The following is a 26,074-nucleotide window of genomic DNA, read 5'->3' as shown; positions in this document are numbered from 1 at the left end:
TTTTATTGATTTATAAACATTTCTACCACAATTACGCCGTTTCCAGTGCTGTTTGTGACAACGCCAACGCCGACTTTATTGAAATAAGGGTTTAAGATATTTTCTCTATGACCGCTGGAATTCATCAATGCATAATGAGCACTTACAACATCGCTGTTTAGTGCTATGTTTTCTGCAGCGGCATTGTAACTTATACCAAATTCTTTCATCATATCAAATGGCGAGCCATAAGTAGGTGACGTGTGAGAAAAATAGTTGTTGTCCCTCATATCCTCAGCTTTTATCCTGGCTACTTTTGATAGGTTTTCATCGATGGTAAGCGGACTCAAGCCTCTTGACGTTCTTTCGCTATTTATGAGATCCACCAACTGCTTTTCTTGTGCTGATAACCCTTGATAATTTTGTTGTGCGCTACTATTTTTGACGCTTTCAACAGCATTGGAAGATGAATTGCCGGCTGATGTAGTCGTAGTTGTAACAGTTCCTTTTGTATTAATTGTCGTCTGGTTTACATTTGCAGTGTTATTAGCCATTGTAGTCCACCAATAATTGTTGTTGTACCAAGCATTTGTGTTATTTGCCTGTACATAATTTATTTTTACTGTGGCTGTATTGAATACAGAGTAATTTGATGTGGTGGCATTTGAAGTTGTCGTTCCATTGTAGACAACATTGTTGTTTGTATATGTTCCGTAAGAATACGAAGCTTTTGCAGCATTAAAAGAGCTAATCATTGACAATGAAATTACTGCAAATGTCGCATAGTACTTTAGATTTTTTTTCACTAATATCACACCCCTTAATTAAAATTATTCGACAAAAGAAGAAAAAAACCTTTAAGTAATTAATGGACACGTAGGAAATCTTATCAATAGTAGCATTTTTGAATATACTGTGAGTAGGGGGTGCAAAGATGAGATATGGGATATTAGTCTTTTATTCTTATCAACATGCAGTGTTGTGTGACAAAGTATTAAGGCAGAACAATATACCTGTAGAATTTATACCAACGCCACGCTCTATAATGAATAGCTGCAGCCATTCTTTGAAATTTGGTCTTGAATACGTGGATATTGTGAAATTAATAGTACAAAGAATAAATATCCCTTATAAAGGGATATATGAGGTAGAAAAGACATATAGCGGATATACCGTCATAGGTGTTCGTTAGGTTTTCCAAAGATAATTGACTTTATTTTGTCTATTGTCCCATTTTCTACTTTTTCATTAAGCTTTGAGTTTAATATGATTATTTTATTTTGCAGATCTTTTACCTGCTTTTTTAATTTTTCGTTTTCCAAAAGGACATTGTTGTAAACAGAATTAAGATTGTCAATTTTTGAAGTGTACTTCATTCTTTCTTCATAATATTTCTTCAAATTTTCTTTAAGTTCTTCAATATTTCTGTTTTTAAGTGCGATTTCATAGCTTTTTTGATTTAGATTTCTCTCTAAATGTACTTTTTCCTTTTGGAGGTTTTCTATTTTTTTAGATAGTGTGCTTAAGTATTCTTGGACTTCTTTTATATAAAATGTGAAGTAATTATCTTTATCATATGATATGATATCTTTAACTCTATTAAAAGGAAGCTCTAATCCGTTATCATCTAAAAATGTGAATTTTTCTATTGAATCTTCCACTTTTTTTACAAATTCATATGACGAAGGCTTTTCAGCTAATTTAAAAGGTTTGCAGAAACTATTGCCGCCGTCTGATGATACAGCGCTGTAAAAAGTGTCTTGTTGAATCCATGTACACCATATAGTGGTGTCTATTATGTTAAAGCAAGGCCACAAAATTGCATCTGAAAATGACAAAGTGATTTTCTTGTCCCACGATCCTTTTGGCCATCCACCATCGACTTTTTTTCTATACTTTAGTTCTTTTATTATGTTTTCCTCAATCCAGCATATATGAATGTTTCGTTTGTCATCGATGGATATATTTGGATATTCAAGCGATATGGCTTCAGAAATTGTAGTCTTTAAAGTCCACGTATCATTTAAATACGTTGTATAGTATATTTTTTGAGTGTTTTCGGTTGTTACATAAACTAAGTGCATAATTCCGAATTTATCAGATGCTACACTGTAGAAAGGCTTAATTTGGCTGTTGTAAATGACAGCTACGTCATTAACTTTGAAAGTCTTATTGAGTACAAAATGCTTTAGAATCAATTTTTTGGGTGATGATAGATTATGCTCTGTAAAAAATAGATGTAATGTTCCACCAGACGTTATTAATCTGAAGTTATCTGCAAAAAATGATTTGTCATTATAATGGTACAAAATCTTTTTGATTATTTTGTTATCATCATTTAAATGTGCTAAAACTATGTTTTGCTCTTTGCTAAAATATGTGATTAAAATTTCATCCGAGTTTAATCCAACATCGAAATCGCTTATTGTATTGTCTATAAGGCTTATTTCATCCGAATTTTCACCAGCTATATTTAACAAAATAGAGTTCCGATTTGATGAAAATTTGTACACCTTGCCTTTAAAATTTAATAGCACCTTGTCCATAAAATACCTCCTTTCATTTAAAATTATATTCTTTATTTGTAACAAATATTATGGTTATTACGTATATTGTAACTAGAAATATGCAAAATCAAATTAAACAAAAATTTAGTCGTAAGGGGGAAATAAAATGGCATTTGCTAAAAAGCTGATTGGAGAACAAGAAGTAGGACCAGGTCCAGTAGAGCCAGGTCAGCTTCCTGAACCAACAGAGATAACTTGCATAGAAGTTACAAAGATATACGATTCATGCTCACAGAGATTGTGTTTAGACAGCATACCACCATTAACGTTTTGCCCGACCATCACAAATCCAACATTTGGACGCTGTGAAAATGTGACTGTTACACTTGTATCACCTCCAGGATTTACACTTACACCTATTCCTGAAAGACCTGGATTTGCAAGAGTGCAGGCTACATTCCAAGTAACATATGATGTAGTGATTACAAATACATCTGGCGATATTCAAACATTGACGGGACTAACAACTACGTTTAATAAGGATATAGTATTGTACGTGCCAGAACCAACTATTGCCATCATGAAGTTTGAAGCTGTTGCAGAGTGCTTATTTGGTAGAGTCAATGTTGGAACACCAACAACATTAGAGGTAATCATAGGTGTATGGATCATCATAAAATCTGCTATGGATGTGCAATTATTGATACCTTCGTATGGATTCTGCCCAGTACCACCTGAGTGCGAGGAGTTTCCGACAAATGTATGTGATGAATTCATGCAGAGACCATTCCCACCTATATTTCCTCCGCAGAAAGCCCCATATTCACCATATTAAAAATATGAAAAGCCAGCATAAGCTGGCTTTTCTCATAACAATGATAGGAGGATTTTTATGAAAATTTTATTTATGACATTTATCGATATTTTAAATTCACTTCCGCAGAGAAGTCATCACTTGATAGATTACTTAAAAGACAAATATGACTTGACGGTAGTATTTTGTAGGTATGACGATCTTGGGGTATTAAAAAAGCAAGAAGGTACGATTACTTATATAGGAATACCTGTTAAGTTTGCAAGTCTTTTTAGCCCGATGATTTTGTATAAAAAATACGTTGAACTTGATTCTTCTAAATACGATATATGTATTGCACAAGGTCCATGGGCAGGTTTGACTGCTGTAGAACTTCTGAAGGCTGGGAAAATAAGTTTTTTGGCTTATGAAGATATCGACTATTTTCCTGCGTTTTTTGAATATGAGGACATTTATGAGAGGACAAAAAACATGGAGAAATATTGCATTGAAAATTCTGATGTTACATTTTCTGTAAATCAACATTTGATAGAATTGAGAAAAAACATGACAGGCATTACACCATATTACATACCAAATGGTGTCAATTATGAACTGTTTAATGGCAGAAAGGAAAAACATCAAGGAATAGTCATTGTATTTAGCGGTTCGTTAGAGCATTGGTCAGGCGTTGAGATGCCTATAAAAGCCCTTCCTATCTTAAGGCGAGAATATGACGTTTCGATGATGATACTTGGGAAGGGAAAATATGAACATGTTCTTAGGAAATTGTCGAGAGATTGCAAAGTAAATGATGTTGTACATTTTTTGGGAAAAGTAAAGTATAGCGATTTGCCGCTGTATTTTAATAAAGCTGATATTGGACTTTGTACGCTTTTTCCAACGGAACTAATAAAATATTCTTTTCCACTTAAAGCTGTAGAATACATGGCATCTGGCCTTCCTGTGATAGCAACAGACATTGGCGATTTAGGGAAATTGATTAAAGAAAATGATTGTGGTATAACTATAGAGTACAATGTATCGGATTTTGTTGAAAAAGCTATAGATTTGATAGAAAATTATGATAAAATGAGTATATACGGACGAAACGGAAGGGAATTTGCTAAAACGTTTGACTGGAAAGAACTTTTTAAAAAAGAAATGAGCATAATTTTTGAAAAATTAGATAAAGTTATAAAATACAATTGAAAGGTGATGGCTATGACCAAAAGTATAAAAGATGATGTACTTTTAAGATTAAAAACCATAAAGGGGCATATAGCTGGAATCGAAAAAATGGTGGAAGAAGACAAAGGGTGTTCTAACATTTTGCTTCAAATAGCAGCGGTGAGAGCTTCTTTAGAAAAAGTTGGATTGTCAATCATAAATGAACATGCTGAACAGTGCTTTCTTGCAAATGAAGATGGAAAGATAACTTATGAGGAACTTCAAAGTGTTGTTGATTTATTAGTTAAATTTTTAAAATGAGCAATATTTGGCAGTAAAATAGGGTCAGAAAAGACCCTTCTCTATGTTGATAATGGAAATAGAAGGGTGTATAATTAATAAAAAGAAGGTGTTTTACGTGAGAATACATGGTATTGTAGAGAAGATAGAAGATGACGTAGCTATAGTTGTTCTTGATGATGACAGGAAGATAAATATTCCCACAAAGTATCTTCCTAGTAATATTGCTGAAGAAGATGCTATTGATATTTCATTGGATGTCAATGTAAGAGGACGAAAACTAAAAAAGATGATTGAAGAATCTATGGAAGAAGATTAATTTTTTTTAACACTAATTGTTAATAAATTAACTATTGTTTACTTAGCTTTTACCATATAATAAAATAATTGTATACAGTATACGGGTGATTTTTATGGTTATTACTGTTTGTGTAGGTAGCTCATGCCACTTAAAAGGCTCCTACGATGTAATTAATAAATTAAAAAAAATGATCAAAGATTACGGTATTGAGGACAAAGTAGAATTAAAAGCTGATTTTTGCATGGGCAATTGTTTAAGGGCGGTTTCTGTAAAAATTGATGATGGAAAGTGTTTATCAGTTAAACCTAATAACGTAGAAAAATTTTTTAAAGAATATGTTTTAGGTGAACTAAAATGAGTGTCATTAATTTCAAAGAAGCCAATTGCAGAAACTGCTATAAATGCATTAGATACTGCCCAGTAAAAGCGATAAAAGTTAATAATGAACAAGCTGAAATCATAGAATACAGGTGCATAGCATGTGGAAGATGTTTAAATATCTGTCCTCAGAATGCGAAGACAGTTAGATCAGATGTAGAAATAGTGCAATCATTTTTAAATCGGGGTGAAAAAGTTGTTTTCACTGTAGCTCCATCGTATCCTGCACTTGTTGGGCATAATAATGCTTTAAAATTCTTGAAGGCTTTAAAAAGTTTAGGAGCCGAAATGATAGTTGAGACCTCAGTAGGTGCTATGCTTATATCTAAGGAGTATGAAAAGTATTATAATGATTTGAAATATGACAATTTAATCACTACTTCATGCCCATCCGTAAATTATTTGGTTGAAAAATACTATCCAGATCTTATAAATTGCCTTGTACCAGTCGTATCACCGATGGTAGCTGTTGGAAGGGCTATAAAAATCATGTACGGTGAAAGCATGAAAGTTGTATTTATAGGTCCGTGTCTTGCTAAAAAAGCTGAGATGAATGATTTTAGTTGTGAGGGAGCTATAGATGCTGTATTGACATTTGAAGAAGTAATGAATTTGCTTGGTACAGATGAAGTAGATTTTGAATATATGGAAGATTATTTGGAAGATGTTGATGTCGAAGAGCAGTACAAATTGTATCCAATTGAAGGAAAAACAATTGATTGCATGGATGTTGATTTGAATTTAAGAAAGGTTGTCTCTGTGTCATCGATAGAGAATGTGAAAGATCTTTTGAATGATTTAAGATATGGCAATTTACATGGGTATTGGATAGAAGCTAATGCTTGCGATGGCGGTTGTATCAATGGTCCCGCATTTGGAAAGTTAAAAAGTGGAATTGCAAAAAGAAAGGAAGAAGTTATAAGCTATTCTCGCGTGAAGGAGAGAGTTAACGATGATTTCAGCGACTTTAGCGATTTTTCTTTAGATTTAAGTCGAAAGTTTATTGATTTAAGCGATAAATGGAAGATGCCAAGCGAGAGCGAGATAAAAGAGATACTATCGAAGATTGGCAAGTTTTCACCTGAAGATGAATTGAATTGCGGTGCATGTGGCTATGACACTTGTAGGGAAAAGGCCATAGCAGTCTTTAATGGAATGGCAGAACCTTATATGTGCTTGCCATACATGAGGGGGAGGGCCGAAACATTGTCCAATATCATAATAAGCTCTACTCCCAATGCCATAATTGCGGTCAATAACGAGTATGAAATTCAAGATATGAACAGAGCATTTGAGAAGATGTTCTTAGTGAATTCATCAATGGTTAAAGGTGAAGATCTATCGTTGATCTTTGATATATCTGATTTTGTAGAGGTTATTGAAAATAAGAAAAGCATTTTCAACAAGAAAGTATCATTTAAAAATTACGGAATCATAGCATTGGAAAGCATCTACTATTTAGAAGAGTATAAAATTGCCATTGGGATTTTTACAGATATAACGAAAATGGAGAAACAAAAGGAAAGTTTCTCAAAACTTAAAAAGGAAAACTACCAGTTAGCACAGCAAGTGATAGATAGACAGATGAAAGTTGCACAAGAGATAGCCAGCTTGTTAGGGGAAACAACCGCGGAGACAAAAGTCATACTGACCAAAATGAAAGATATGCTGTTAAATCAAGGTGATGATGAATGAGTCATTACATCGATATTGCACATGCATCATTGAATAAGTATGATGAAGAGTTGTGCGGAGATAGTGTTCAAATAATAAGAAAAAAAGATTATGTAATGGCAGTTATGGCAGATGGACTTGGAAGTGGTGTTAAGGCGAACATTTTATCTACTTTGACAGTACGAATAGTGTCAAAAATGCTGGATATGGGTTCTGAACTAAAAGATGTGGTAGAAACAGTGGCTGAAACATTGCCAATATGCAAAGAGAGGAATATAGCATATTCTACATTTACTGTTGTCTCTATATGTGGCAATAATGCTCATCTGGTTGAATATGACAATCCATCTGTGTTTTATTTTAAGAATGGTGTGTATAAGAAGATTGACAGAAATTGTGTTGAAATAGGTGACAAGAAAATCTTTGAAAGCAGCTTCAAATTGGATTTGAACGATTCACTGATAGTTGTATCTGACGGAGTAATCCATGCAGGTGTAGGAGGAATATTAAATCTCGGCTGGCAGTGGGATAATGTCAAGCAATATTTATCAAAAATATTGGAAGTCTACAGCGATGCATCAGATATTTGCTCACAGCTTATAACAACCTGCAATAATTTGTACAAGAATAAACCAGGTGATGATACAACTGCAATAGTGATAAAAGTTAACGAATCGAAAAAAGTTATAGTAATGGTAGGACCACCGGTTTTGAAAAATATGGATGAATGGGTTGTGAGAAAACTCATGAAAAGTGAAGGATTAAAGGTGGTATGTGGCGGTACTGCTGCAAAAATTGTAAGCAGGATTTTAAATAAAGATGTGATCACATCTACAGAGTATATTGATCCTGACATACCACCTTATGCACACATTGATGGAATTGATTTGGTGACAGAAGGTGTATTGACTTTAAGAAAGACTGTTGAAATTTTCAAAGAATATATTGAGAATAAAGATTCAAACTTATTGAGATTTTCAAGAAAAGATGCTGCAACTCGGTTGTTTAAGATTTTAAATTACGCTACTGACGTAAATTTCTTAGTGGGTCAGGCTGTAAACAGTGCCCATCAAAATCCTGATTTTCCATCTGATCTTAGAATAAAGGTCAGGATTGTGGAAGAGCTTATAAACTTATTAGAGAGATTAAATAAAAATGTGGAAGTAAATTATTTTTAGAAAGGATAGATTGCCTTGTTTAAGTTTAACACAGATGTTCAGATGTTAAAGTACGAGGTACTTTACAACGTTGCGAAATTGACTCTTGAAGATAGGCTTGAAGATGAATACGACGAAATACCTTATGAGATAATACCGGGAACTAAACCGAGATTTAGGTGTTGTGTGTATAAAGAAAGAGCTATAATTGAGCAAAGAACCAAAGTTGCAATGGGGAAAAATTTAAAGCGTACTATGAAACATGCAGTGGACGGTGAAGAGCCAATAATTCAGGTTTTAGATATTGCCTGTGAAGAATGTCCAATTAAAAGGTATCGTGTCACTGAAGCTTGTAGAGGGTGTATTACTCACAGGTGTACAGAGGTATGTCCAAAAGGTGCCATAACGATAATCAACAAAAAGGCAAACATCGATTATGACAAGTGCATAGAATGTGGCAGATGCAAAGATGCGTGCCCATACAATGCAATTTCTGACAATTTGAGGCCATGCATTAGATCTTGTTCAGCAAAAGCCATAACTATGGATGAAGAATTGAAAGCTGCCATAAATTACGAAAAGTGTACTTCATGTGGTGCTTGTACAGTGGCATGTCCATTTGGAGCTATAACAGACAAGTCTTATATTGTTGACATTATAAGGGCGATTAAGAGTAGGAAAAAAGTTTATGCGTTAGTAGCGCCAGCCATAGCATCTCAATTTAAAGATGTAACAGTGGGGCAGATAAAATCTGCTTTGAAAGAATTTGGTTTTGTCGATGTGATTGAAGTTGCTCTTGGGGCAGATTTTGTAGCTATGGAAGAGGCAAAAGAATTTAGCCATAAAATAAAAGACATAAAAGTCATGACAAGTTCATGTTGTCCTGCCTTTGTGGCACACATAAAGAAAAGCTATCCTGAGCTATCGCAAAACATATCGACAACTGTATCTCCAATGACAGCTATATCAAAATACATTAAAAAACACGATCCTATGGCAGTGACAGTATTCATAGGTCCATGTACTGCAAAGAAATCGGAAGTCATGAGAGATGACGTAAAGGGTATAACGGATTTTGCCATGACATTTGAAGAGATGGTTGCTGTATTAGATGCGGCAAAAATAGACATGAAAGAACAGCCAGATGTGGAAGTGGATGATGCTACGCTTTTTGGAAGAAAGTTTGCAAGATCAGGTGGTGTCTTAGAGGCTGTAATTGAAGCAGTTAAGGAAATAGATGCCGATGTTGAAATAAATCCTGTAATATGTAATGGACTTGATGAATGCAACAAGACATTGAAAATAATGAAGGCTGGTAAATTACCTAATAATTTTATAGAAGGCATGGCTTGTGTTGGAGGTTGTATTGGTGGTGCAGGAGTAATAAATAACAACGTAAATCAAGCAAAATTGGCTGTCAATAAATTTGGTGATTCATCTTACCATAAAAACATAAAAGACAGAATCAGCCAATTTGATACTGATGACGTCGATTTTCATGTTGATCACGGTGAAGATGAGTCAAGTGAAACATCGTTTAAAGAAGCTTAGGAGTTTTAAAAATGATGGGTCCATCTATTGGGCCCTAAATTTTTGTTGAAATATATATCATCATTAACATATAATATATTTGAATTACATAAAAATGTGAGGACTGATATGTATGGAGGTATATCTTGACAATAGCGCCACGACGAAAGTTCGTAGAGAAGTAGCTGAAAAAATGGTTGAAGTAATGGAAGTCGAATATGGCAATCCATCGTCGGTACATCGTAAAGGATATAATGCAGAAAAGATATTGTCTAAGTCAAGAGAAGATGTAGCGAAATTATTGGGGTGTGCATCAGATGAAGTATTTTTCACATCAGGTGGAACTGAATCAAATAATTTGGCTATACGCGGCATTGTACATAGCATGAAGCGATACGGCAATCATCTGATAACCACAAAGATTGAGCATCCATCTGTATTGAATGTCATGAAGCAGCTTGAAGAAGAAGGTTTTGATGTCACTTATCTCAATGTAGATAAACAAGGATATGTAGACTTAGATGAGTTAAAAAATGTCATAAATGACAGGACGATTTTGATGTCTATAATGGCTGTCAACAATGAGATAGGCACTATAGAACCATTGGATGAGATTGCCAAATTAAAACAAATGAAAGATAAATTTTATTTTCATGTTGATGGTGTACAGGCAATTGGAAAAATTAATATTGATTTAAGGAATATTAACATAGACCTTTTGTCTTTAAGCGGCCATAAAATGCATGGGCCAAAGGGCATAGGAGCTCTATACGTAAAAAAAGGGACTAAAATTAAACCTATTTTGTACGGTGGAGGGCAGGAAGCCAATTTAAGGTCAGGAACTGAAAACATGCCAGGCATCGTAGGACTTGGAGAAGCATGTCTATTGATAAATGATAATTTTCTTGAATACGAGGCTAAACTTAAAACATTAAAGAGAAAATTGTACGATGGTATAAAAAACGAGATTCCTGATATTCACTTAAATGGCCCTGACATCGATGATGGTGCACCGCAAATATTAAATGTATCTTTTTTAGGTGTAAGAGGTGAAGTATTGCTTCATGCTTTGGAAGACAAGGGTATATATGTGTCAACTGGTTCTGCTTGTTCATCCCATAAAAATACTGAAAGCTATGTATTAAAGGCTATTGGATTAAGTAGCGAATATATAGAAGGTGCTATTAGGTTTTCCTTAAGTGTATTTAATACAGATGAAGAAATAGATTATACGGTTGATGTATTAAAGGAGAAAGTGAAATTTTTAAGGAGATACAAAAGGAGGTAAAAATGGAAGTTATTCTTATAAAGTATGGTGAGTTAGCTTTAAAAGGCGACAATAGAGCTTTTTTTGAAAATAAACTTGTTAGAAACATTAAAGAAGCTTTAAAAAACTTTGATGGAGTAAAAGTTGAAAAGACACATGGGAGGATATACGTAGAAACAAGCAACAATGCAAAAGAAGCTATTGACAAACTTAAAAAGGTATTTGGAATAGTTGGAATAACAATAGCTAAAAAAGTAGAATTGGACCTTAATGCGATATACGACTCGGCAATTGAGATTATGAGGCATCATTCAAATAAAAGTTTTAAAGTGGAGACTAGGAGACCTAATAAATCATTTCCTTATGAAAGCATTGAATTAAGTAGAATGATTGGAAGTGAAATACTTAAAAACATTGATGGTGTTCATGTTGATGTGCACAATCCTGATGTGGTATTAAATGTGGAAATAAGGGAGAAGGCGTATTTGTACTCTGATACCGTAGATGGAATTGGAGGAATGCCTATAGGCACAAATGGGAAAGCTGTGGTTTTATTATCAGGTGGAATTGATAGCCCCGTCGCAGCATGGATGATGATGAAAAGAGGAGTAAAGATAGAAGCAGTGTATTTTCACAGTCCACCATATACGCAGGAGCGTGCAAAGGACAAAGTAATTGATTTGTGCAAAAAACTTTCTGAGTATGGACAAGATGTATATTTACATGTGGTGAATTTTACAGATTTTCAACTTGCCATATACGATAAGTGTCCTCCAAAATTGACTACTATTATAATGAGAAGAATGATGATGAGAGTCGCAGAAAATATTGCTCTTAAGTACGGTGCAAAAGCGCTTATAACAGGTGAAAGCTTAGGACAAGTTGCCAGCCAAACCATAGAAAGCTTGTACTGCACAAATGCAGTGACACACATGCCAGTGTTTAGACCACTTATAGGAATGGATAAGAGTGAAATTGTAGAGATTTCTAAGAAAATCGGGACGTACGATATATCTATAAGGCCTTATGAAGATTGCTGTACAATATTCGTTCCAAAACATCCTATTATAAAACCTGATTTAGACGAAGTCGTCCAAGGCGAAAAAGAATTAGACTATGAACAATTTATTAACAGTCTTGAAATAGATGAGATAAAGATAAAAAGCTAAAAAATCCCATAGGCATAAGTCTATGGGATTTTATACGTTAAATCTGAATACTATTATATCGCCATCTTCCACGACGTAATCTTTTCCTTCTAACCTCATCAATCCTTTTTCTTTTGCTGGAGTTTCTCCACCTGATTCAACGTAATCTTTATACGATATTACTTCAGCACGTATAAAACCTTTCTCAAAATCTGAGTGTATTTTTCCGGCAGCCTGTGGTGCCTTTGTACCTCGTTTAATAGTCCAGGCTCTTACTTCCTTTGGACCTGCTGTAAAAAATGTAATAAGTCCTAAAAGAGAGTACCCATGACGGATTATGTTATTTAATCCAGGTTCTTCTAAACCGTATTCGGAAAGCAATTCATATTTTTCTTCATCTGGAAGTGACGAAAGTTCTTCTTCTATTTTTGCTGATATTACAATAACATCAGATTTCTCATTTTTTGCAAAATCTTTAAGCTTCTTAACATACTCATTTTCGCTTTTAGATATAAGATCGTCTTCTGATATATTAGCTGCATACATTACAGGCTTTGATGTAAGAAGCATAAGTTGATTTACAAAGGATAATTCCTCATCATCAAAGTCCATTGTGCGGATAGGCTTACCATCATCTAATGTCTTTTTGATTTTCTCCAATACATTCAATTCGAATGCAGCAGTTTTATCGTTTTTAGCGTATTTGGAAGTCTTTGCAATTCGCTTTTCAACAACTTCCAAATCAGCCAGTATAAGCTCTAACGTTATTATTTCGATGTCTCTTATTGGATCAATACTGCCTTCAACGTGAGTTATGTTGCTATCATCAAAGCACCTTACCACATTTAATATTGCATCAACTTCTCTTATGTGTGATAAAAATTTATTGCCTAAGCCTTCGCCTTTGCTGGCACCCTTTACTAATCCTGCTATATCGACAAATTTTATCGTGGCAGGTATTATCTTTTGAGGATTTACAATGTTTGCCAATTCATTAAGCCTTTTATCGGGTACAGATACGATTCCTACATTAGGCTCTATCGTACAGAAAGGATAATTTGCACATTCGGCGCCTGCTTGTGTTATTGCATTAAAAATCGTGCTTTTTCCAACATTAGGTAGACCAACTATTCCTATTTCCATCTGTATTCCTCCGCTTTTTAAAATCAAAAAATTTTTCTAAATACATCAAATAGATTATATATGAAAAACTCTAAAACTTCAAACTGAGATGTTGGATATAATTTACATTGAATATTGTAATAAATTGACTTCATCTGAGCAAAATATTGATTGGAGGTGTTTGAATTGAAAAATAGCAAAAAAATTTTTTCAATACTTTTAGCATTGATAATGGCATTGTCTATATCTTTGACGGGTTGCAAAGCATCTAAAAAGCCATCACCAACAAGATATACTCCTACGACGCCTAGGACGACACCAGCTCCGTCACCAGGAATGACTACTCCTGCACCGTCAAGAGTGCCGACAACACCAACTCCAACAACACCTGCACCTACTACACCGACTCCAGCGAAAAAGCCGGTTCCGCAAAGCGTTAGAGCAGCAAAAATAGCCAGCAATGTGGCAAAACTTCCTGAAGTAAACAAGGCTACTGTAGTTATATCCGGAAATACTGCTATTGTAGGTATTGACATGAAAGCCAGTGTCCAAGGTACACATGAGACACAGGTTAAGAAAAAAGTAGAGAAGACGGTGAGAGATACTGATAAAGGTATAAAGAATGTGTCTGTAACATCTGATCCTGATTTATATACAAGGATAAACAATATAGCAAAAGGAATAGCAGCCGGAAGACCATTATCTGAGTTTACTAAACAGATAACAGAGATACTAAAAAGGATAACGCCAAGTGCATAATATAAACCTGGGGAAACCCGGGTTTATGTTTTGTTGACATATTTGTAGTTTTTAAATATAATTAGGTCAATTGGATTATTATAGAAGGAGTGAAAAATATGTCCATTATAAAGGAAAACATTGCGAGTGGTATTGAACTCTATGTCAATAAACTTAATAAGTTTAAAACGGTAACAATTAATGTGTACATAAGCAATAAATTAAGCGATGAAACGGCAAAATTTGCATTGCTGCCATCAGTTCTAAGGAGAGGGAGCTTTAACTTTAAAACGTATAAAGATATAACAAAACATTTAGAAGATCTTTACGGTGCTACGTTTGCTTATTCAGTTTATAAAAAAGGTGAGCGGCAGATTGCACAGTTTAAGATGGAGATTGTAGATAGTACATATTTAAAAGAAGATATATTGGAAGAAAGCGTTAAGTTCATATCAGACATACTTTTGAATCCATTAATATCAAATGATGGTTTTGAACAAAGGTATGTGCAACAAGAGAAAGAAAAGCAGAAGAATATTATCAATTCCCGCATAAATGAAAAGACTAAATACGCCGTTGAAAGGTGTATAGAAGAAATGTGTAAAGATGAAGATTACTCAATTTATGAGCTTGGAAATGTAGATGATATTGATAAAATAGATGAAAAAAATCTTTATGAGTATTATAAAAAAGCAATTAAAAGGCTTCCGATAGATATATTTGTTGTAGGCAATGTGGATGTAGACAATGTGAAAGAGTTATTCAATAACTATTTTAAAGTAGAGAGAACGAATGTAGATGTGATTCCAGATACGCCTATATTAAGAAAGATCAATAAGGTAAAATATGTAGAAGATAAACTTGATGTTACTCAAGGGAAACTTACTTTAGGATACAGAACAAACGTAAATCCATGGGATGAGGAGTATTTTTCTCTTTTAGTATTAAGCAGCGTTTTGGGAGGAGGACCGTTCTCCAAGCTTTTTATGAATGTTAGAGAAAGAGAAAGCCTTGCATATTATGCACAGACAAGGTTGGAAAGATTTAAAGGATTAATGCTTATAATGTCAGGCATTGAAATTGAAAATTACGAAAAAGCATTGGAGATAATACAAAAGCAAGTAGAGGAGATAAAATCAGGTAATATATCTGATTATGAAATTGATTCCGCTGTGAAAGCTTTGATTACGTCGCTTAATTCAATAAAAGACAGTGGAACACAACTGGCGGATTTTTACTTATCACAAAAACTTTCACATACAAATTACAGTATAGACGATTTTATAAATAAGGTAAAAAAAGTTACAATAAATGATATCGTGGATGTATCTAAAAAGCTGCAATTGGATACTGTCTATTTCATGACAAAAAAATGAGGAGTGATATGAAATGATGGAAATATTTAATGACTTGATAAAAGAAAAAATGTACAAATATGAGCATGAAAGTGGATTAAATGTCTTTGTAATGCCTAAGAAAGGTTTTATAAAACAGTATGCCATGTTTGCAACTCATTATGGTTCTAATGATAGAGAATTTATAATTCCTGGTGAAAGTGAACCTACACATGTGCCGGATGGTATTGCACATTTTTTGGAGCATAAAATGTTTGAGGAAGAAAGTGGAAGTGTATTTGAAGAGTTTTCTAAGAATGGGGCTTCTGCAAATGCTTATACGAATTTTACAACTACTGCTTATTTGTTTTCTTGCACAGACAATTTTTACAGCAATTTAAGACTTCTTTTGGATTTTGTCCAAAGGCCTTATTTTACAGATGAAAATGTAGAAAAGGAAAAAGGCATAATAGCTCAAGAAATTCGCATGTACGATGACGATCCGTCTTGGAGGCTCTTTTTCAATATGTTAGGTGGATTGTACCATGAACATCCTGTAAAAATAGATATTGCAGGTACAATTGAATCTATATCAAGAATTGACAAAGACATCTTGTATAAATGCTACAATACATTTTACCATCCATCAAACATGGTGTTGTTTGCGGTTGGCGATGTGGACGTGGATAAAGTTGCAGAAATCGTAAATGATAGTGTTAAAACAGAAAAAAGAAATGGAGAGATAAAGCGCATTTATCCTGATGAGCCGATTAAAATAAACAAGAATTACGTGGAACAAAAGATGTCTGTTTCGATGCCGCTATTTAATGTTGGATTTAAAGACAATGACATAGGTTATGGAGGAAAGAGATTACTTAAAAAGGACATAACTACACAGATTTGCTTAGAGATTTTAGCCGGTAGAAGCTCCGACTTGTATGAAAAACTTTATAATGATGGACTTATTGATACAACTTTTGATGTAGAGTACGTAGGTGAAGTAGATCATGGTTACTCTATAATAGGTGGTCAATCTGTAGATCCTGAAGCTGTGAAAAAGGCTCTTATAGCTAAAATTTCATCCATCAATAAAGTGGATGAAGGTGATTTCTATAGAATTAAGAAAAAGATACTTGGCCGATTTGTAAAATCATTTAATTCTGTTGAAAGTATTGCACACAACTTTATATCATACTACATGAAAGACATTAATATCTTGGATTTTACATCTGTTATAGAAGGTATAACTCCTGATGATGTACTAAATAGATTTAAGACGCATTTTAATGAAGATAACTGTGTATTATCTGTTGTAAAGCCATAATATGTTATAGTTTTTGATAACGAGTCATACTCGTTATTTTTTTTGTGAAAAAAATTTTTAATTTATTGAAGGATTTTTGGGTTTTATATAGAATAAACATAATAAGTGGTTTAAAGTGGTGCAAAGTGGTTAGAAGTGCAATAGAAATGGGTGTTCGGTATGCTGATGGGGCAATATGAACATACAATAGATCAAAAAGGGAGAGTTTTTATACCTGCCAAGTTCAGGGACGAACTGGGGTATAAATTTGTGTTGACGCGAGGGCTTGACAATTGCCTTTTTGCTTACTCATTGTCAGAATGGTCAAATATCGAGGCAAAGCTAAAGACATTGCCACTTAACAGAAAAGATGCCAGAGCATTTACCAGATTTTTCTTAGCAGGCGCCACTGAATGCGAAATAGACAAGCAGGGAAGAGTATTAATACCGAACATCTTGAGAGAACATGCAAAAATTGAGAAAGAAGTCATAATAATTGGGGTATCGTCAAGAGTGGAGATTTGGAGTAAAGAAGTATGGATGGAATATTCAAATAATATTGATGTTTCTTTTGAAGATGTTGCAGAGCATTTAGACGATTTAAACATATAAGGTGATTTTTATGGATTTCAAACATGAAAGTGTGTTGTTGCAAGAGACTATTGAATATTTAGAAATTAAACCTGATGGTATTTATGTAGATGGAACTTTAGGCGGTGGCGGTCACTCATATGAGATATTAAGACGGCTTGATAAAGGAAAATTAATCGCAATAGACAGGGACATGGACGCCATAAAAGCTGCATCTATTAGGCTTAAAGACTTCAATAATACAACGTATATTCATGATAATTATAAAAATATAAAAGATATATTAAAAAAATGTGGGATTGAGAGCATAGATGGGGCGTTATTAGACCTTGGCGTATCTTCATATCAATTAGATGAGGCACAAAGGGGATTTTCTTACATGCACGATGCCCCACTTGACATGAGGATGGACAAAGAAAGTGACATTACAGCAGAGTACGTTGTAAACAATTATTCAGAAGATGAAATTGCAAAGGTAATTTCTGATTACGGTGAAGAACTATGGGCTAAACGAATTGCAAAGTTTATCGTTGAGGAGAGAAGGAGAAAACCCATTAAAACTACATTTGAGTTAGTAGACATAATAAAAAAAGCTATACCTGCATCAAAAAGGAGGACAGGACCACATCCTGCCAAAAGAACATTTCAGGCCATAAGGATTGAAGTCAATGAAGAGCTAAAAGGGCTTGGAGATTCTATTGCTGACTTTGTAGATGTAATGAATCCTGGAGGAAGAATAGCAATCATAACATTCCATTCATTGGAAGATCGTATTGTGAAAAATGCGTACAAGAAATTGGAAGATCCGTGTACATGCCCTAAAAATTTGCCATGTACATGTGGAAAAAAACCAGTAATAAAGATAATTACTAAAAAACCTATTGTACCAAGTGAAGTTGAAATAAAAGTAAACCCAAGATCTCGAAGTGCAAAACTAAGAGTTGCAGAAAAGTTGCTGTTCTAAAGTATAAGGGGGAAGAATAAATTGGTATTAGAAAAGCACAATTACGATTATGATCTAAAGCCGTATTATGAAGAAAATAAAGGAAAGAAAACCAAAAAGAATAAGAAGCTTAAAAACCTTGCAGTAATAGTTTTTGTAGGATTTTTAAGCCTTACCGTTTTGTTTAGGTATGCGTTGATCTATCAAAAATCTGTTGCATTAAGCAGCGTAGAGGCAAAAGCCAGTGAAATAGAAAAGTTAAACCAGCAGTTAGAAGTCCAAATTGCTTCAATGAGCGATCTGCAGAGAATAGAAGAAATAGCGAAAAATCAGTTAGGAATGGTAGAGCCTGATAAAGGGCAGATAGTCTACATGAGTGTTGGCAAACAAAATCAAGTCGCTGAGAAAAAAACAGATGATGAAAACAAAAATAAGACTTTTTGGGGAAGGATTTTGGGACTGCTGGTGAGATAGGAGGGATTTTAAATATCACCAAGCATTTCTACCAAAAAGAGAATTTTATTTTTGCTGTTTTTTTCTATACTTATTATTAGCGTTCTCATTGTTAGGCTTTTTTGGATACAGATAGTAAAAAGCGATGAATTTCAAAAGCTTGCCATACCTCAGTGGACATTAGACGTTGCAGTTACGCCAAAACGCGGCTTGATATTAGACAGAAATGGAAAGGCACTTGCTGAAAGCGCAAGTTCTAATAAAGTTAGCATAATACCGAAAGAAGTGAAAGACAGCCAAAAAGATGAAATTGCGTCAAAGCTGTCTGAGATTTTAAAAATCGACAAAGAAGATATCCTTAAAAAGATAAACAACAAGAATGTACAAGAGGTATTGATTGCAAGGAGAATTGATGATGATACGGCTAACAAGATAAGAAAATTAAATCTACCTTGTATTGTAATATCTGGAGATACAAAAAGATATTATCCAGAGAAGAATTTAGCTTCCCACATACTTGGGTTTACAGGTGTAGACAATCAAGGACTGGACGGAATCGAGTCGGTATACGACAGCTATTTAAGAGGAATACCTGGAAGGATTTCGTCGCCAGTTGATGCATTGGGCAGGAAAATGGGGAATGGTGAAGAAGAATACATCCCACCTATAGATGGTTACAATGTCGTTTTGACGATTGATTCAAACATACAGCATTTTGCTGAGAAAGCTCTTGATGATGCGTATGCACATACTAAGCCGACAAAAGGTGCTGTTGCAATCGTAATGGATCCTAAGACAGGTGATATTTTAGCCATGGCATCAAGACCTGATTACGATCCAAACAACCCATTTGCAGGTTCCAAAAGCGATTGGTTTAAAAATTGGCGAGATAAGGCTATATCGGATGCTTACGAACCCGGCTCAGTTTTCAAGACGGTTACAGCGTCAGCAGCATTGGAGGAAGGTGTTGTTGGGTTAAACGAGCAATTTTATGATCCAGGATATATTATGGTTGCAGGGCAGAGAATAAATTGTTGGGCCACACATTACAGCGAAACATTTGTACAAGGAGTCCAAAATTCCTGCAACGTTGTCTTTGCGACAGTTGCCCAAAGGCTTGGAGTAGACAAATTGTACAAGTACATTCATGAATTTGGCTTTGGAGAAACCACCGGCATAACATTGCCTGGAGAAGCACCTGGCCTTGTAATGAAAGAAAAAGATGTAGGTCCTGTAGAGCTTGCTACAAATTCATTCGGACAGGGTATTGCGGTTACACCGCTTCAAATGATACGAGCGGTTTCAGCGATAGTAAATGGTGGGAAATTGATGGAGCCTCATATAGTCAAAGAGATAGTCGATTCTGATGGGAAACCTATAAAAGAATTCAAACCAACCGTAATAAGGCAAGTGATATCCGAAAAGACATCAGCTACAATGAGGCAGATACTTGAAAGTGTAGTATCCGAAGGCACAGGTAAGGCAGGTTACATAGAAGGGTATGATGTTGGAGGAAAAACAGGCACTACAGAAAAATATACACCTGGAAAATACGTGGCTTCATACGTGGGATTTGCACCTGCAGAAGATCCAAAGGTGATAGCGCTTGTGGTGATTGATGAACCTAATGCCGAAACCCACTTTGGTAGTGCGTTAGCAGGACCTGTAGTAAGAAGTATATTGTATGATACTTTGACGTACTTAAATGTAAAACCAAAAGGCATTGTAGTGAAGCCTCTTGTAAAAGTTCCAGATGTAAGGAATTTAAACTTGAATGAGGCTCAAAATGCATTGTTAAAAGATAAGCTGCAATTTTTCATCGAAGGAACTGGAAACACAGTTGTAGACCAAATGCCTAAACCTGGGGCAATGGTAGAAGAAGATTCGCAAATTGTCTTGTATTTAAATGAATACAATAATAACGGAAAGGTTGATGTTCCTGATCTAAAAGGAAAATCTATCACAGAAGCGAGTAACATATTAAGCTCTTTAGGGCTGAAAATAAAAATCAATGGTTCTGGTATTGCTGTAAGCCAGAAGCCAGAAAAAGGTGAAAAAGTTGATAAAGGAACAACTGTTGAAGTCGACTTTAGGCCACTGGAAAATTAATTCAAGCACAATATGCAGTTTTTGATATATGCAAACTGCATAATTGTGCTATACTATTAAATGTATATAATGAATTAGGAGGCCTATTATGAGACTTGTGGATATATTAAAGGATGTAAATTATACAACGGTTAAAGGCAACATCGATGTTGATGTAAAAGGCATTTGCTATGATTCGAGAAATTCGAAAGAAGGTTCGCTATTTGTCGCAATCAAAGGATTTAAGTTTGATGGCGCGGATTACATAAATGATGCTGTAGAAAGAGGAGCTGTTGCCATCGTAGTTGAACGTGAAGTAAGCATAGATAAAGACATCACCGTCATAAAAGTAGAAAATGCCAGGAAGTCATTGGCTAAAATCGCATCAAATTATTATGGAGATCCTTCAAAGCAGCTTTTTATGATAGGCGTGACAGGAACAAACGGCAAAACTTCTGTCACATACATGATAAAGTCCATACTGGAAAGCCAGAACAATAAAGTCGGGTTGATAGGAACGATTCACAACATGATTGGCGATAAAGTTTATCCAACTGAGAGGACTACGCCAGAGTCATTAGATCTTCAACGATACCTTAGGCTCATGGTTGATGAAGGTGTGAAATACGTAGTGATGGAAGTTTCTTCACATTCATTGGCATTAAACAGAGTAGATGAATGCAAATTTGACATAGCTGTTTTTACGAATTTAACCCAAGATCATTTAGATTTTCATAAGACGATGGATGAATATGCTAATGCAAAGGCTAAACTTTTTAGGATGGCAAAGACAGCTTGCGTGATAAACATAGATGATGATTATTCTTCGTATATGATAGAGAATTCTAATGCTAAAGTTGTAACATATGGTATAAAAGACTATGCATACATAATGGCAAAAGATATCAAAAACGATATTAAAGGTGCGAAATTTACCGTTCAGATAGAAGATATAAAAAGTGAAATAGCCTTAAAGATACCGGGACTATTTAGTGTTTACAATTCACTGGCGGCTATTTCAGTAGCATTTATATTGGGTATACCGCTTCAGTCTGTGAAAATGGCTCTTAAGGATGTCAAGATAAAAGGCAGATTTGAAGTTCTTGATTTGGATGTACCTTACAATGTAGTGATTGACTACGCCCACACTCCGGACGGACTTGAGAATTTGATGAAAGCATTTGGTGAATACAATACTGGGAAAAAGATATTGCTTTTTGGTTGTGGAGGTGACAGAGATAAAGGTAAACGCCCTAAAATGGGGGAAGTCGCTGGCAAATATGCTGATTTTGTAATTATAACTTCGGACAATCCAAGGTCGGAGGAGCCTATTAAGATAATACAAGAAATTGAAGAAGGCATTAAAAATACAAAATGTCCTTACACAATCATAGAAGATAGGAAAGAAGCTATAAAGTACGCACTATCTATAGCGAAGGACAATGACGTCGTAATTTTAGCTGGTAAAGGTCATGAAACATATCAAGTATTGAAAGACAAAGTCATAGATTTTGATGAAAGAGACATAGTAAGAGATATATTAAATGGAGATGAAAAAGTTGATTTTAACAGTTAAAGAGATATTAGATGCGACAGAAGGGAAATTGCTATCTGGAAATATAAATATATGCGTAAGCGGTATAAGTACCGATTCGAGGACAATTAAGCCTGGAGATTTGTTTATACCTTTAAAAGGTGAAAGATTCAATGGAGAGAAATTCATAGATGATGCCTTAAATGTAGGTTCTGCCTCACTTACAGAGTCTACCAATTGTATAAGGCACGATAATAAACCGATTATATTTGTCGAAGATACAAAAGACGCTTTGCACAGGATAGCTAAATATTATAGAAGTAAATTCAATATTCCGTTTATTGCTGTAACTGGCAGCAGTGGAAAAACTACAACTAAGGATATGATTTACGATGTTTTATCGATGAAGTACAATGTCTTAAAGACAATCGGAAATTTCAACAACGAGATCGGCTTGCCCCTTACCTTATTTACGCTTAATGATGATCATGATATGGCTGTCGTTGAAATGGGAATGAGCGGTTTTGGCGAAATAAGAAGGTTAAAAAACATTGCATCTCCTAATGTTGCGGTATATACAAACATTGGAGTTGCTCACATTGAAAAATTAGGTTCTCGTAAAAATATATTAAAGGCAAAATCAGAACTTATTGAAGATTTTAAAAATGGCGATACAGTCGTAATTAATGCAGATGATGATATGTTAATAAAAATGCTTGAAAAAAAAGGTCCTAAATTTGTGACATACGGCATAAATAATGGCGATATTAAGGCCTTTGACATAGAATTAAATGAAGAATCTTCAAAATACAAGGTTTTGATAGATGGGTATGTATTAGACGTAGAATTAAACGTACCTGGAAAACACAATATATACAATTCTTTAGCGGCAATTTGTATAGGAATCCAATTTGATGTCAATAAAGAAGATATAAGGAAAGCACTGGCTAAGTTTCAACCAAGTGCTATGAGATTAAATATAATAGATGTCGCAGGTATTAAAATTATAAACGATGTGTATAATGCAAATCCTTCATCTATGAAAGCTGCTTTGTCAGTTTTAGGTGGATATACAGAGAGAAGAAAAGTAGCTGTTTTAGGCAATATGTTAGAGTTAGGACAGTATAAAGACATTGCACATCGAGAGGTTGGCGAGTACGTGAAGGAAAATGACATTGATGTACTTATAACAGTTGGAGATTATGCTTTAAAAATAGCTGATGGGGCAATAGAAAAAGGAATGAACAATGATAATGTCTTTAGATGTGCTAATAATGCAGAAGCCATTGATGTCATAAAAAATATTATGAAAGAAAGTGACATATTTTTAGTTAAAGGTTCAAGAGGGATGAAGATGGAGGAAATCGTGAAATTTTTGCAGGAGAGTGCTTATAAATGATACAAAAGATGATATTTGCTACAATTGTTTCCTTTTTAATTTGTGTCGTATTAGGTCCTATTGTTATTCCGTGGCTAACTAAATTAAAGTTTGGTCAAAGTATAAGAAGCGATGGACCTAAGACGCATCTAAAAAAAGCTGGAACACCTACAATGGGTGGAATAATCATAATTATCTCTTTGCTCATTGCTGATATTGTATTTTCAAAATGGGATAAATACATGGCTTTGTTAATCACGATAACATTAGGATATGGAATAATCGGCTTTTTGGATGACTACATAAAAGTGAGGTATAAAAGATCGCTGGGTCTTACCGCCAGGCAAAAGCTTTTAGGTCAATTTGCATTAGCTATTTTGTTTGCGTATTTTTCGAAGAATATAGTTGGCACTGATGTAATAGTTCCATTTTTGAAGCGAGAAATTGACTTAGGCTACTTTTACATACCGTTTATAATGTTTGTAGTTGTTGGAACTGTAAATAGTGTTAATCTAACGGATGGATTGGATGGGCTTGCATCAGGAGTATCCTTTATGGTTACCGCTTTTTTTACCTTAATAGGTTTTTTTATGAACAATTCATCGTTAACTATGTTTGGTGCAGCAATTACTGGTGCACTTCTTGGATTTTTGAAGTTTAATAGATACCCTGCTGAAGTGTTTATGGGAGATACAGGTTCACTTGCAATTGGTGGAGCTGTAGCGGCTTTGGCAACAATGACTAAATTGCCTGTTATTTTAGTAGTGGTGGGAATTGTCTATGTCGCTGAAGCATTGTCGGTCATAATGCAGGTTGTATCCTTTAGACTTACAGGTAAAAGGATATTTAAAATGAGCCCTCTCCATCATCATTTTGAGCTTTCTGGTTGGTCAGAGACTAAAGTCGTGTTTTTATTTTGGATGGTAACTTTGATAGCAGTGTTTGTGTCATTTTATGGAATAAGTTAAATATATCTTAAAAATCAGAATGAAAAATTTTTTTATGATTCAGGAGGAAAAAATGGACTTTTGTGGTAAAAAAGTTGTTGTAGCAGGATTTGGGTTAAGTGGCAAAGCTCTGTGTAAGGTCTTATTGATGTTAAATGCTAAAATATTTGTGTTTGATTCAGAAAATGAAGATAAGTTTGGTGATGATTTAAAAGAGTTTAAAGAAAAAGGTGTGACATTTTGCTTTAAAAAAGTTACAGACGAACTTTTAAATGGCACAGAAATGGTTGTCGTCAGTCCTGGGATTTCTATGGATTCTGATATAGTCGTATTGTCAAAATCAAAGGGTATTGATGTAATAGGTGAGGTGGAGTTTGCTTATAGGTTGTCAAAAGCGCCTATATACGCTATAACTGGTACAAATGGAAAGACTACTACAACATCGCTGCTTGGTGAAATATTTAAAGCGTCAGGTGTAAAGACATATGTTGCAGGAAACATAGGATATCCTCTTGTTGAAGCAGCAATAAATGCTAATGCGGAGGATGTCATTGTAGCGGAAATAAGCAGTTTTCAATTGGAAACAATAAAGGAGTTTAAACCTGTAATAAGCGCAATAATAAATATAACCCCGGATCATTTGAATAGACACAAGACATTGGAAAACTACATTGAAATCAAAGGGCGGATTTTTGAAAATCAAACTGCTGATCAATTCACTGTCTTAAATTATGATGATAAAAATATTTCTTCTTTATTTAAAAAAGCCAAGTGCAATGTTTTTCCATTTAGCAGAAATAGAGCTTTAGAGTACGGTACGTATCTTGAAAATGGAAAAATCATAATCTCTGCAAATGGAGAAAAAAGTACGATAATAGACATTGAAGACATATATATTCCAGGAAATCACAATGTAGAAAATGCCATGGTAGCATCTACAATGGCTTATTTGGCAGGAATTGATATTAAGGTCATAAGTGAAACATTGAGGACATTTAAAGGCGTTGAGCATAGGATTGAATTTGTAAGAAACGTAAATGGAGTCAAATATTACAATGACTCAAAAGGTACAAATCCAGATGCGGCAATAAAAGCTATTGAAGCCATGAAAGGCCCTATCATATTGATTGCCGGTGGATATGACAAAGGTGTAAGTTTTGATGAATTTACTGCTTCTTTTAAAGGTCGCGTAAAAAAATTGATTCTGCTTGGCGAGACAAAAGATTTAATCTATAAATCTGCTATAAAAGAAGGGTATTCAGAAGATGATGTTATATTTGTAGAAAGCATAGATGATGCTGTTTATGCTGCTTATAATGCGGCTAAACCTGGTGACAATGTGCTTTTATCGCCTGCTTGTGCAAGTTGGGATATGTTTAGAAATTATGAAGAGAGAGGCAGACTCTTTAAAGATGCAGTAAATTCTTTGAGGGGGTAGG

The 26,074-nt window shown here is 34.6% G+C and carries 25 protein-coding genes; 22 read left to right on the top strand and 3 right to left on the bottom strand.

Annotation, left to right across the window (positions count from 1 at the left end; genetic code table 11):
• Nucleotides 1-2: 2 nt before the first annotated feature.
• Entirely contained in the window at nucleotides 3-785 is a 783-nt protein-coding gene (locus HNR52_RS00410) for a CAP domain-containing protein (RefSeq protein WP_435619378.1), read from the bottom strand.
• 128 nt (nucleotides 786-913) lie between these two features.
• Here HNR52_RS00410 and HNR52_RS00405 point away from each other — a divergent pair, with 128 nt between their 5' ends.
• Nucleotides 914-1,171 carry a putative Se/S carrier protein gene (locus HNR52_RS00405; RefSeq protein WP_013787814.1) on the top strand — a complete coding sequence of 86 codons (258 nt, stop codon included), beginning with the start codon at nucleotides 914-916 and terminating at the stop codon, nucleotides 1,169-1,171.
• On the opposite strand, the gene HNR52_RS00400 is transcribed toward HNR52_RS00405, so the two are convergent.
• Nucleotides 1,155-2,525: a hypothetical protein gene (locus tag HNR52_RS00400; protein ID WP_435619377.1), complete on the bottom strand. Its 1,371-nt coding sequence runs from the start codon at nucleotides 2,523-2,525 to the stop codon at nucleotides 1,155-1,157. The genes HNR52_RS00405 and HNR52_RS00400 overlap by 17 nt on opposite strands.
• A 127-nt stretch (nucleotides 2,526-2,652) precedes the next feature.
• Here HNR52_RS00400 and HNR52_RS00395 point away from each other — a divergent pair, with 127 nt between their 5' ends.
• The 10 genes from HNR52_RS00395 to thiI all read left to right on the top strand — a co-directional run bounded on the left by HNR52_RS00395 (nucleotide 2,653) and on the right by thiI (nucleotide 12,225).
• Nucleotides 2,653-3,321, top strand: a complete 669-nt coding sequence (locus tag HNR52_RS00395) for a hypothetical protein (RefSeq protein WP_435619376.1) — start codon at nucleotides 2,653-2,655, stop codon at nucleotides 3,319-3,321.
• Nucleotides 3,322-3,378: 57 nt separating this feature from the next.
• Entirely contained in the window at nucleotides 3,379-4,491 is a 1,113-nt protein-coding gene (locus HNR52_RS00390; RefSeq protein WP_013787817.1) for a glycosyltransferase, read from the top strand.
• 12 nt (nucleotides 4,492-4,503) lie between these two features.
• Complete coding sequence (locus HNR52_RS00385; protein ID WP_013787818.1) at nucleotides 4,504-4,770, top strand: metal-sensitive transcriptional regulator; 267 nt, start codon at nucleotides 4,504-4,506, stop codon at nucleotides 4,768-4,770.
• 43 nt (nucleotides 4,771-4,813) lie between these two features.
• Entirely contained in the window at nucleotides 4,814-5,068 is a 255-nt protein-coding gene (locus HNR52_RS00380; RefSeq protein ID WP_435619375.1) for a DUF3006 family protein, read from the top strand.
• A 94-nt stretch (nucleotides 5,069-5,162) separates the two neighbouring features.
• The gene (locus HNR52_RS00375; RefSeq protein ID WP_435619374.1) at nucleotides 5,163-5,408 is read left to right on the top strand and encodes a (2Fe-2S) ferredoxin domain-containing protein; all 246 of its coding nucleotides are present in this window, start codon (nucleotides 5,163-5,165) and stop codon (nucleotides 5,406-5,408) included.
• On the top strand, nucleotides 5,405-7,123 hold the full coding sequence (locus tag HNR52_RS00370) for a [Fe-Fe] hydrogenase large subunit C-terminal domain-containing protein (protein WP_013787821.1): 1,719 nt from the start codon (nucleotides 5,405-5,407) through the stop codon (nucleotides 7,121-7,123). The genes HNR52_RS00375 and HNR52_RS00370 overlap by 4 nt, the downstream gene beginning before the upstream one ends.
• Complete coding sequence (locus HNR52_RS00365; RefSeq protein WP_435619373.1) at nucleotides 7,120-8,280, top strand: SpoIIE family protein phosphatase; 1,161 nt, start codon at nucleotides 7,120-7,122, stop codon at nucleotides 8,278-8,280. Before HNR52_RS00370 ends, HNR52_RS00365 begins: the two co-directional genes overlap by 4 nt.
• A gap of 15 nt (nucleotides 8,281-8,295) precedes the next feature.
• Nucleotides 8,296-9,810 (top strand): 4Fe-4S dicluster domain-containing protein, encoded by a 1,515-nt coding sequence (locus HNR52_RS00360; protein ID WP_435619372.1) that lies wholly within the window; start codon nucleotides 8,296-8,298, stop codon nucleotides 9,808-9,810.
• 112 nt (nucleotides 9,811-9,922) lie between these two features.
• Nucleotides 9,923-11,077, top strand: coding sequence for a cysteine desulfurase family protein (locus HNR52_RS00355; protein WP_435619371.1), 1,155 nt, complete (start codon nucleotides 9,923-9,925; stop codon nucleotides 11,075-11,077).
• A gap of 2 nt (nucleotides 11,078-11,079) precedes the next feature.
• Nucleotides 11,080-12,225: a tRNA uracil 4-sulfurtransferase ThiI gene (thiI, locus tag HNR52_RS00350; RefSeq protein ID WP_435619370.1), complete on the top strand. Its 1,146-nt coding sequence runs from the start codon at nucleotides 11,080-11,082 to the stop codon at nucleotides 12,223-12,225.
• Nucleotides 12,226-12,255: 30 nt separating this feature from the next.
• On the opposite strand, the gene ychF is transcribed toward thiI, so the two are convergent.
• The gene (gene ychF / locus HNR52_RS00345) at nucleotides 12,256-13,347 is read right to left on the bottom strand and encodes a redox-regulated ATPase YchF (protein WP_013787826.1); all 1,092 of its coding nucleotides are present in this window, start codon (nucleotides 13,345-13,347) and stop codon (nucleotides 12,256-12,258) included.
• A gap of 165 nt (nucleotides 13,348-13,512) precedes the next feature.
• On the opposite strand from ychF, the gene HNR52_RS00340 reads away from it, so the two are divergent.
• From HNR52_RS00340 to murD, 11 genes are all read left to right on the top strand, one after another.
• Nucleotides 13,513-14,085 carry a YhcN/YlaJ family sporulation lipoprotein gene (locus tag HNR52_RS00340; RefSeq protein WP_435619369.1) on the top strand — a complete coding sequence of 191 codons (573 nt, stop codon included), beginning with the start codon at nucleotides 13,513-13,515 and terminating at the stop codon, nucleotides 14,083-14,085.
• 98 nt (nucleotides 14,086-14,183) lie between these two features.
• On the top strand, nucleotides 14,184-15,440 hold the full coding sequence (gene yfmF / locus HNR52_RS00335; RefSeq protein WP_435619368.1) for an EF-P 5-aminopentanol modification-associated protein YfmF: 1,257 nt from the start codon (nucleotides 14,184-14,186) through the stop codon (nucleotides 15,438-15,440).
• A gap of 13 nt (nucleotides 15,441-15,453) precedes the next feature.
• Complete coding sequence (gene yfmH, locus HNR52_RS00330; protein ID WP_435619367.1) at nucleotides 15,454-16,722, top strand: EF-P 5-aminopentanol modification-associated protein YfmH; 1,269 nt, start codon at nucleotides 15,454-15,456, stop codon at nucleotides 16,720-16,722.
• Between the two features lie 159 nt (nucleotides 16,723-16,881).
• Nucleotides 16,882-17,313 carry a division/cell wall cluster transcriptional repressor MraZ gene (gene mraZ / locus HNR52_RS00325; protein ID WP_041592077.1) on the top strand — a complete coding sequence of 144 codons (432 nt, stop codon included), beginning with the start codon at nucleotides 16,882-16,884 and terminating at the stop codon, nucleotides 17,311-17,313.
• A 10-nt stretch (nucleotides 17,314-17,323) separates the two neighbouring features.
• Nucleotides 17,324-18,256, top strand: a complete 933-nt coding sequence (rsmH, locus tag HNR52_RS00320; protein WP_435619366.1) for a 16S rRNA (cytosine(1402)-N(4))-methyltransferase RsmH — start codon at nucleotides 17,324-17,326, stop codon at nucleotides 18,254-18,256.
• 21 nt (nucleotides 18,257-18,277) lie between these two features.
• Nucleotides 18,278-18,709, top strand: coding sequence for a septum formation initiator family protein (locus HNR52_RS00315; RefSeq protein ID WP_013787832.1), 432 nt, complete (start codon nucleotides 18,278-18,280; stop codon nucleotides 18,707-18,709).
• A gap of 12 nt (nucleotides 18,710-18,721) precedes the next feature.
• Complete coding sequence (locus tag HNR52_RS00310; protein ID WP_492226505.1) at nucleotides 18,722-20,797, top strand: stage V sporulation protein D; 2,076 nt, start codon at nucleotides 18,722-18,724, stop codon at nucleotides 20,795-20,797.
• Between the two features lie 88 nt (nucleotides 20,798-20,885).
• Nucleotides 20,886-22,352: a UDP-N-acetylmuramoyl-L-alanyl-D-glutamate--2,6-diaminopimelate ligase gene (locus HNR52_RS00305; RefSeq protein WP_013787834.1), complete on the top strand. Its 1,467-nt coding sequence runs from the start codon at nucleotides 20,886-20,888 to the stop codon at nucleotides 22,350-22,352.
• Entirely contained in the window at nucleotides 22,327-23,709 is a 1,383-nt protein-coding gene (locus HNR52_RS00300) for a UDP-N-acetylmuramoyl-tripeptide--D-alanyl-D-alanine ligase (RefSeq protein WP_435619364.1), read from the top strand. The genes HNR52_RS00305 and HNR52_RS00300 overlap by 26 nt, the downstream gene beginning before the upstream one ends.
• Nucleotides 23,706-24,656, top strand: coding sequence for a phospho-N-acetylmuramoyl-pentapeptide-transferase (gene mraY, locus HNR52_RS00295; RefSeq protein WP_435619363.1), 951 nt, complete (start codon nucleotides 23,706-23,708; stop codon nucleotides 24,654-24,656). Before HNR52_RS00300 ends, mraY begins: the two co-directional genes overlap by 4 nt.
• 52 nt (nucleotides 24,657-24,708) lie before the next feature.
• Nucleotides 24,709-26,073 carry a UDP-N-acetylmuramoyl-L-alanine--D-glutamate ligase gene (gene murD / locus HNR52_RS00290; RefSeq protein ID WP_435619362.1) on the top strand — a complete coding sequence of 455 codons (1,365 nt, stop codon included), beginning with the start codon at nucleotides 24,709-24,711 and terminating at the stop codon, nucleotides 26,071-26,073.
• Nucleotide 26,074 lies beyond the last annotated feature (1 nt).

The organism is Thermoanaerobacterium thermosulfurigenes, assembly GCF_051201035.1.
GTDB classification, from domain to species: Bacteria; Bacillota; Thermoanaerobacteria; order Thermoanaerobacterales; family Thermoanaerobacteraceae; genus Thermoanaerobacterium; species Thermoanaerobacterium thermosulfurigenes.
The sequence above is the reverse complement of the archived record's forward strand: the minus strand, read 5'-3'. Positions and strand labels throughout refer to the sequence as shown.

Excerpts from the sequence above, each read along its gene's own strand:
- HNR52_RS00300 (WP_435619364.1), top strand. The coding sequence starts at position 22,327 with ATGAAAAAGTTGATTTTAACAGTTAAAGAGATATTAGATGCGACAGAA.
- mraZ (WP_041592077.1), top strand. The coding sequence starts at position 16,882 with ATGCTGATGGGGCAATATGAACATACAATAGATCAAAAAGGGAGAGTT.
- HNR52_RS00355 (WP_435619371.1), top strand. The coding sequence starts at position 9,923 with ATGGAGGTATATCTTGACAATAGCGCCACGACGAAAGTTCGTAGAGAA.
- murD (WP_435619362.1), top strand. The coding sequence starts at position 24,709 with ATGGACTTTTGTGGTAAAAAAGTTGTTGTAGCAGGATTTGGGTTAAGT.
- HNR52_RS00390 (WP_013787817.1), top strand. The coding sequence starts at position 3,379 with ATGAAAATTTTATTTATGACATTTATCGATATTTTAAATTCACTTCCG.
- yfmF (WP_435619368.1), top strand. The coding sequence starts at position 14,184 with ATGTCCATTATAAAGGAAAACATTGCGAGTGGTATTGAACTCTATGTC.
- HNR52_RS00380 (WP_435619375.1), top strand. The coding sequence starts at position 4,814 with ATGTTGATAATGGAAATAGAAGGGTGTATAATTAATAAAAAGAAGGTG.
- HNR52_RS00370 (WP_013787821.1), top strand. The coding sequence starts at position 5,405 with ATGAGTGTCATTAATTTCAAAGAAGCCAATTGCAGAAACTGCTATAAA.
- ychF (WP_013787826.1), bottom strand. The coding sequence starts at position 13,347 with ATGGAAATAGGAATAGTTGGTCTACCTAATGTTGGAAAAAGCACGATT.
- HNR52_RS00405 (WP_013787814.1), top strand. The coding sequence starts at position 914 with ATGAGATATGGGATATTAGTCTTTTATTCTTATCAACATGCAGTGTTG.
- HNR52_RS00365 (WP_435619373.1), top strand. The coding sequence starts at position 7,120 with ATGAGTCATTACATCGATATTGCACATGCATCATTGAATAAGTATGAT.
- HNR52_RS00305 (WP_013787834.1), top strand. The coding sequence starts at position 20,886 with ATGAGACTTGTGGATATATTAAAGGATGTAAATTATACAACGGTTAAA.
- yfmH (WP_435619367.1), top strand. The coding sequence starts at position 15,454 with ATGATGGAAATATTTAATGACTTGATAAAAGAAAAAATGTACAAATAT.
- rsmH (WP_435619366.1), top strand. The coding sequence starts at position 17,324 with ATGGATTTCAAACATGAAAGTGTGTTGTTGCAAGAGACTATTGAATAT.
- mraY (WP_435619363.1), top strand. The coding sequence starts at position 23,706 with ATGATACAAAAGATGATATTTGCTACAATTGTTTCCTTTTTAATTTGT.
- HNR52_RS00395 (WP_435619376.1), top strand. The coding sequence starts at position 2,653 with ATGGCATTTGCTAAAAAGCTGATTGGAGAACAAGAAGTAGGACCAGGT.
- HNR52_RS00400 (WP_435619377.1), bottom strand. The coding sequence starts at position 2,525 with ATGGACAAGGTGCTATTAAATTTTAAAGGCAAGGTGTACAAATTTTCA.
- HNR52_RS00385 (WP_013787818.1), top strand. The coding sequence starts at position 4,504 with ATGACCAAAAGTATAAAAGATGATGTACTTTTAAGATTAAAAACCATA.
- HNR52_RS00375 (WP_435619374.1), top strand. The coding sequence starts at position 5,163 with ATGGTTATTACTGTTTGTGTAGGTAGCTCATGCCACTTAAAAGGCTCC.
- thiI (WP_435619370.1), top strand. The coding sequence starts at position 11,080 with ATGGAAGTTATTCTTATAAAGTATGGTGAGTTAGCTTTAAAAGGCGAC.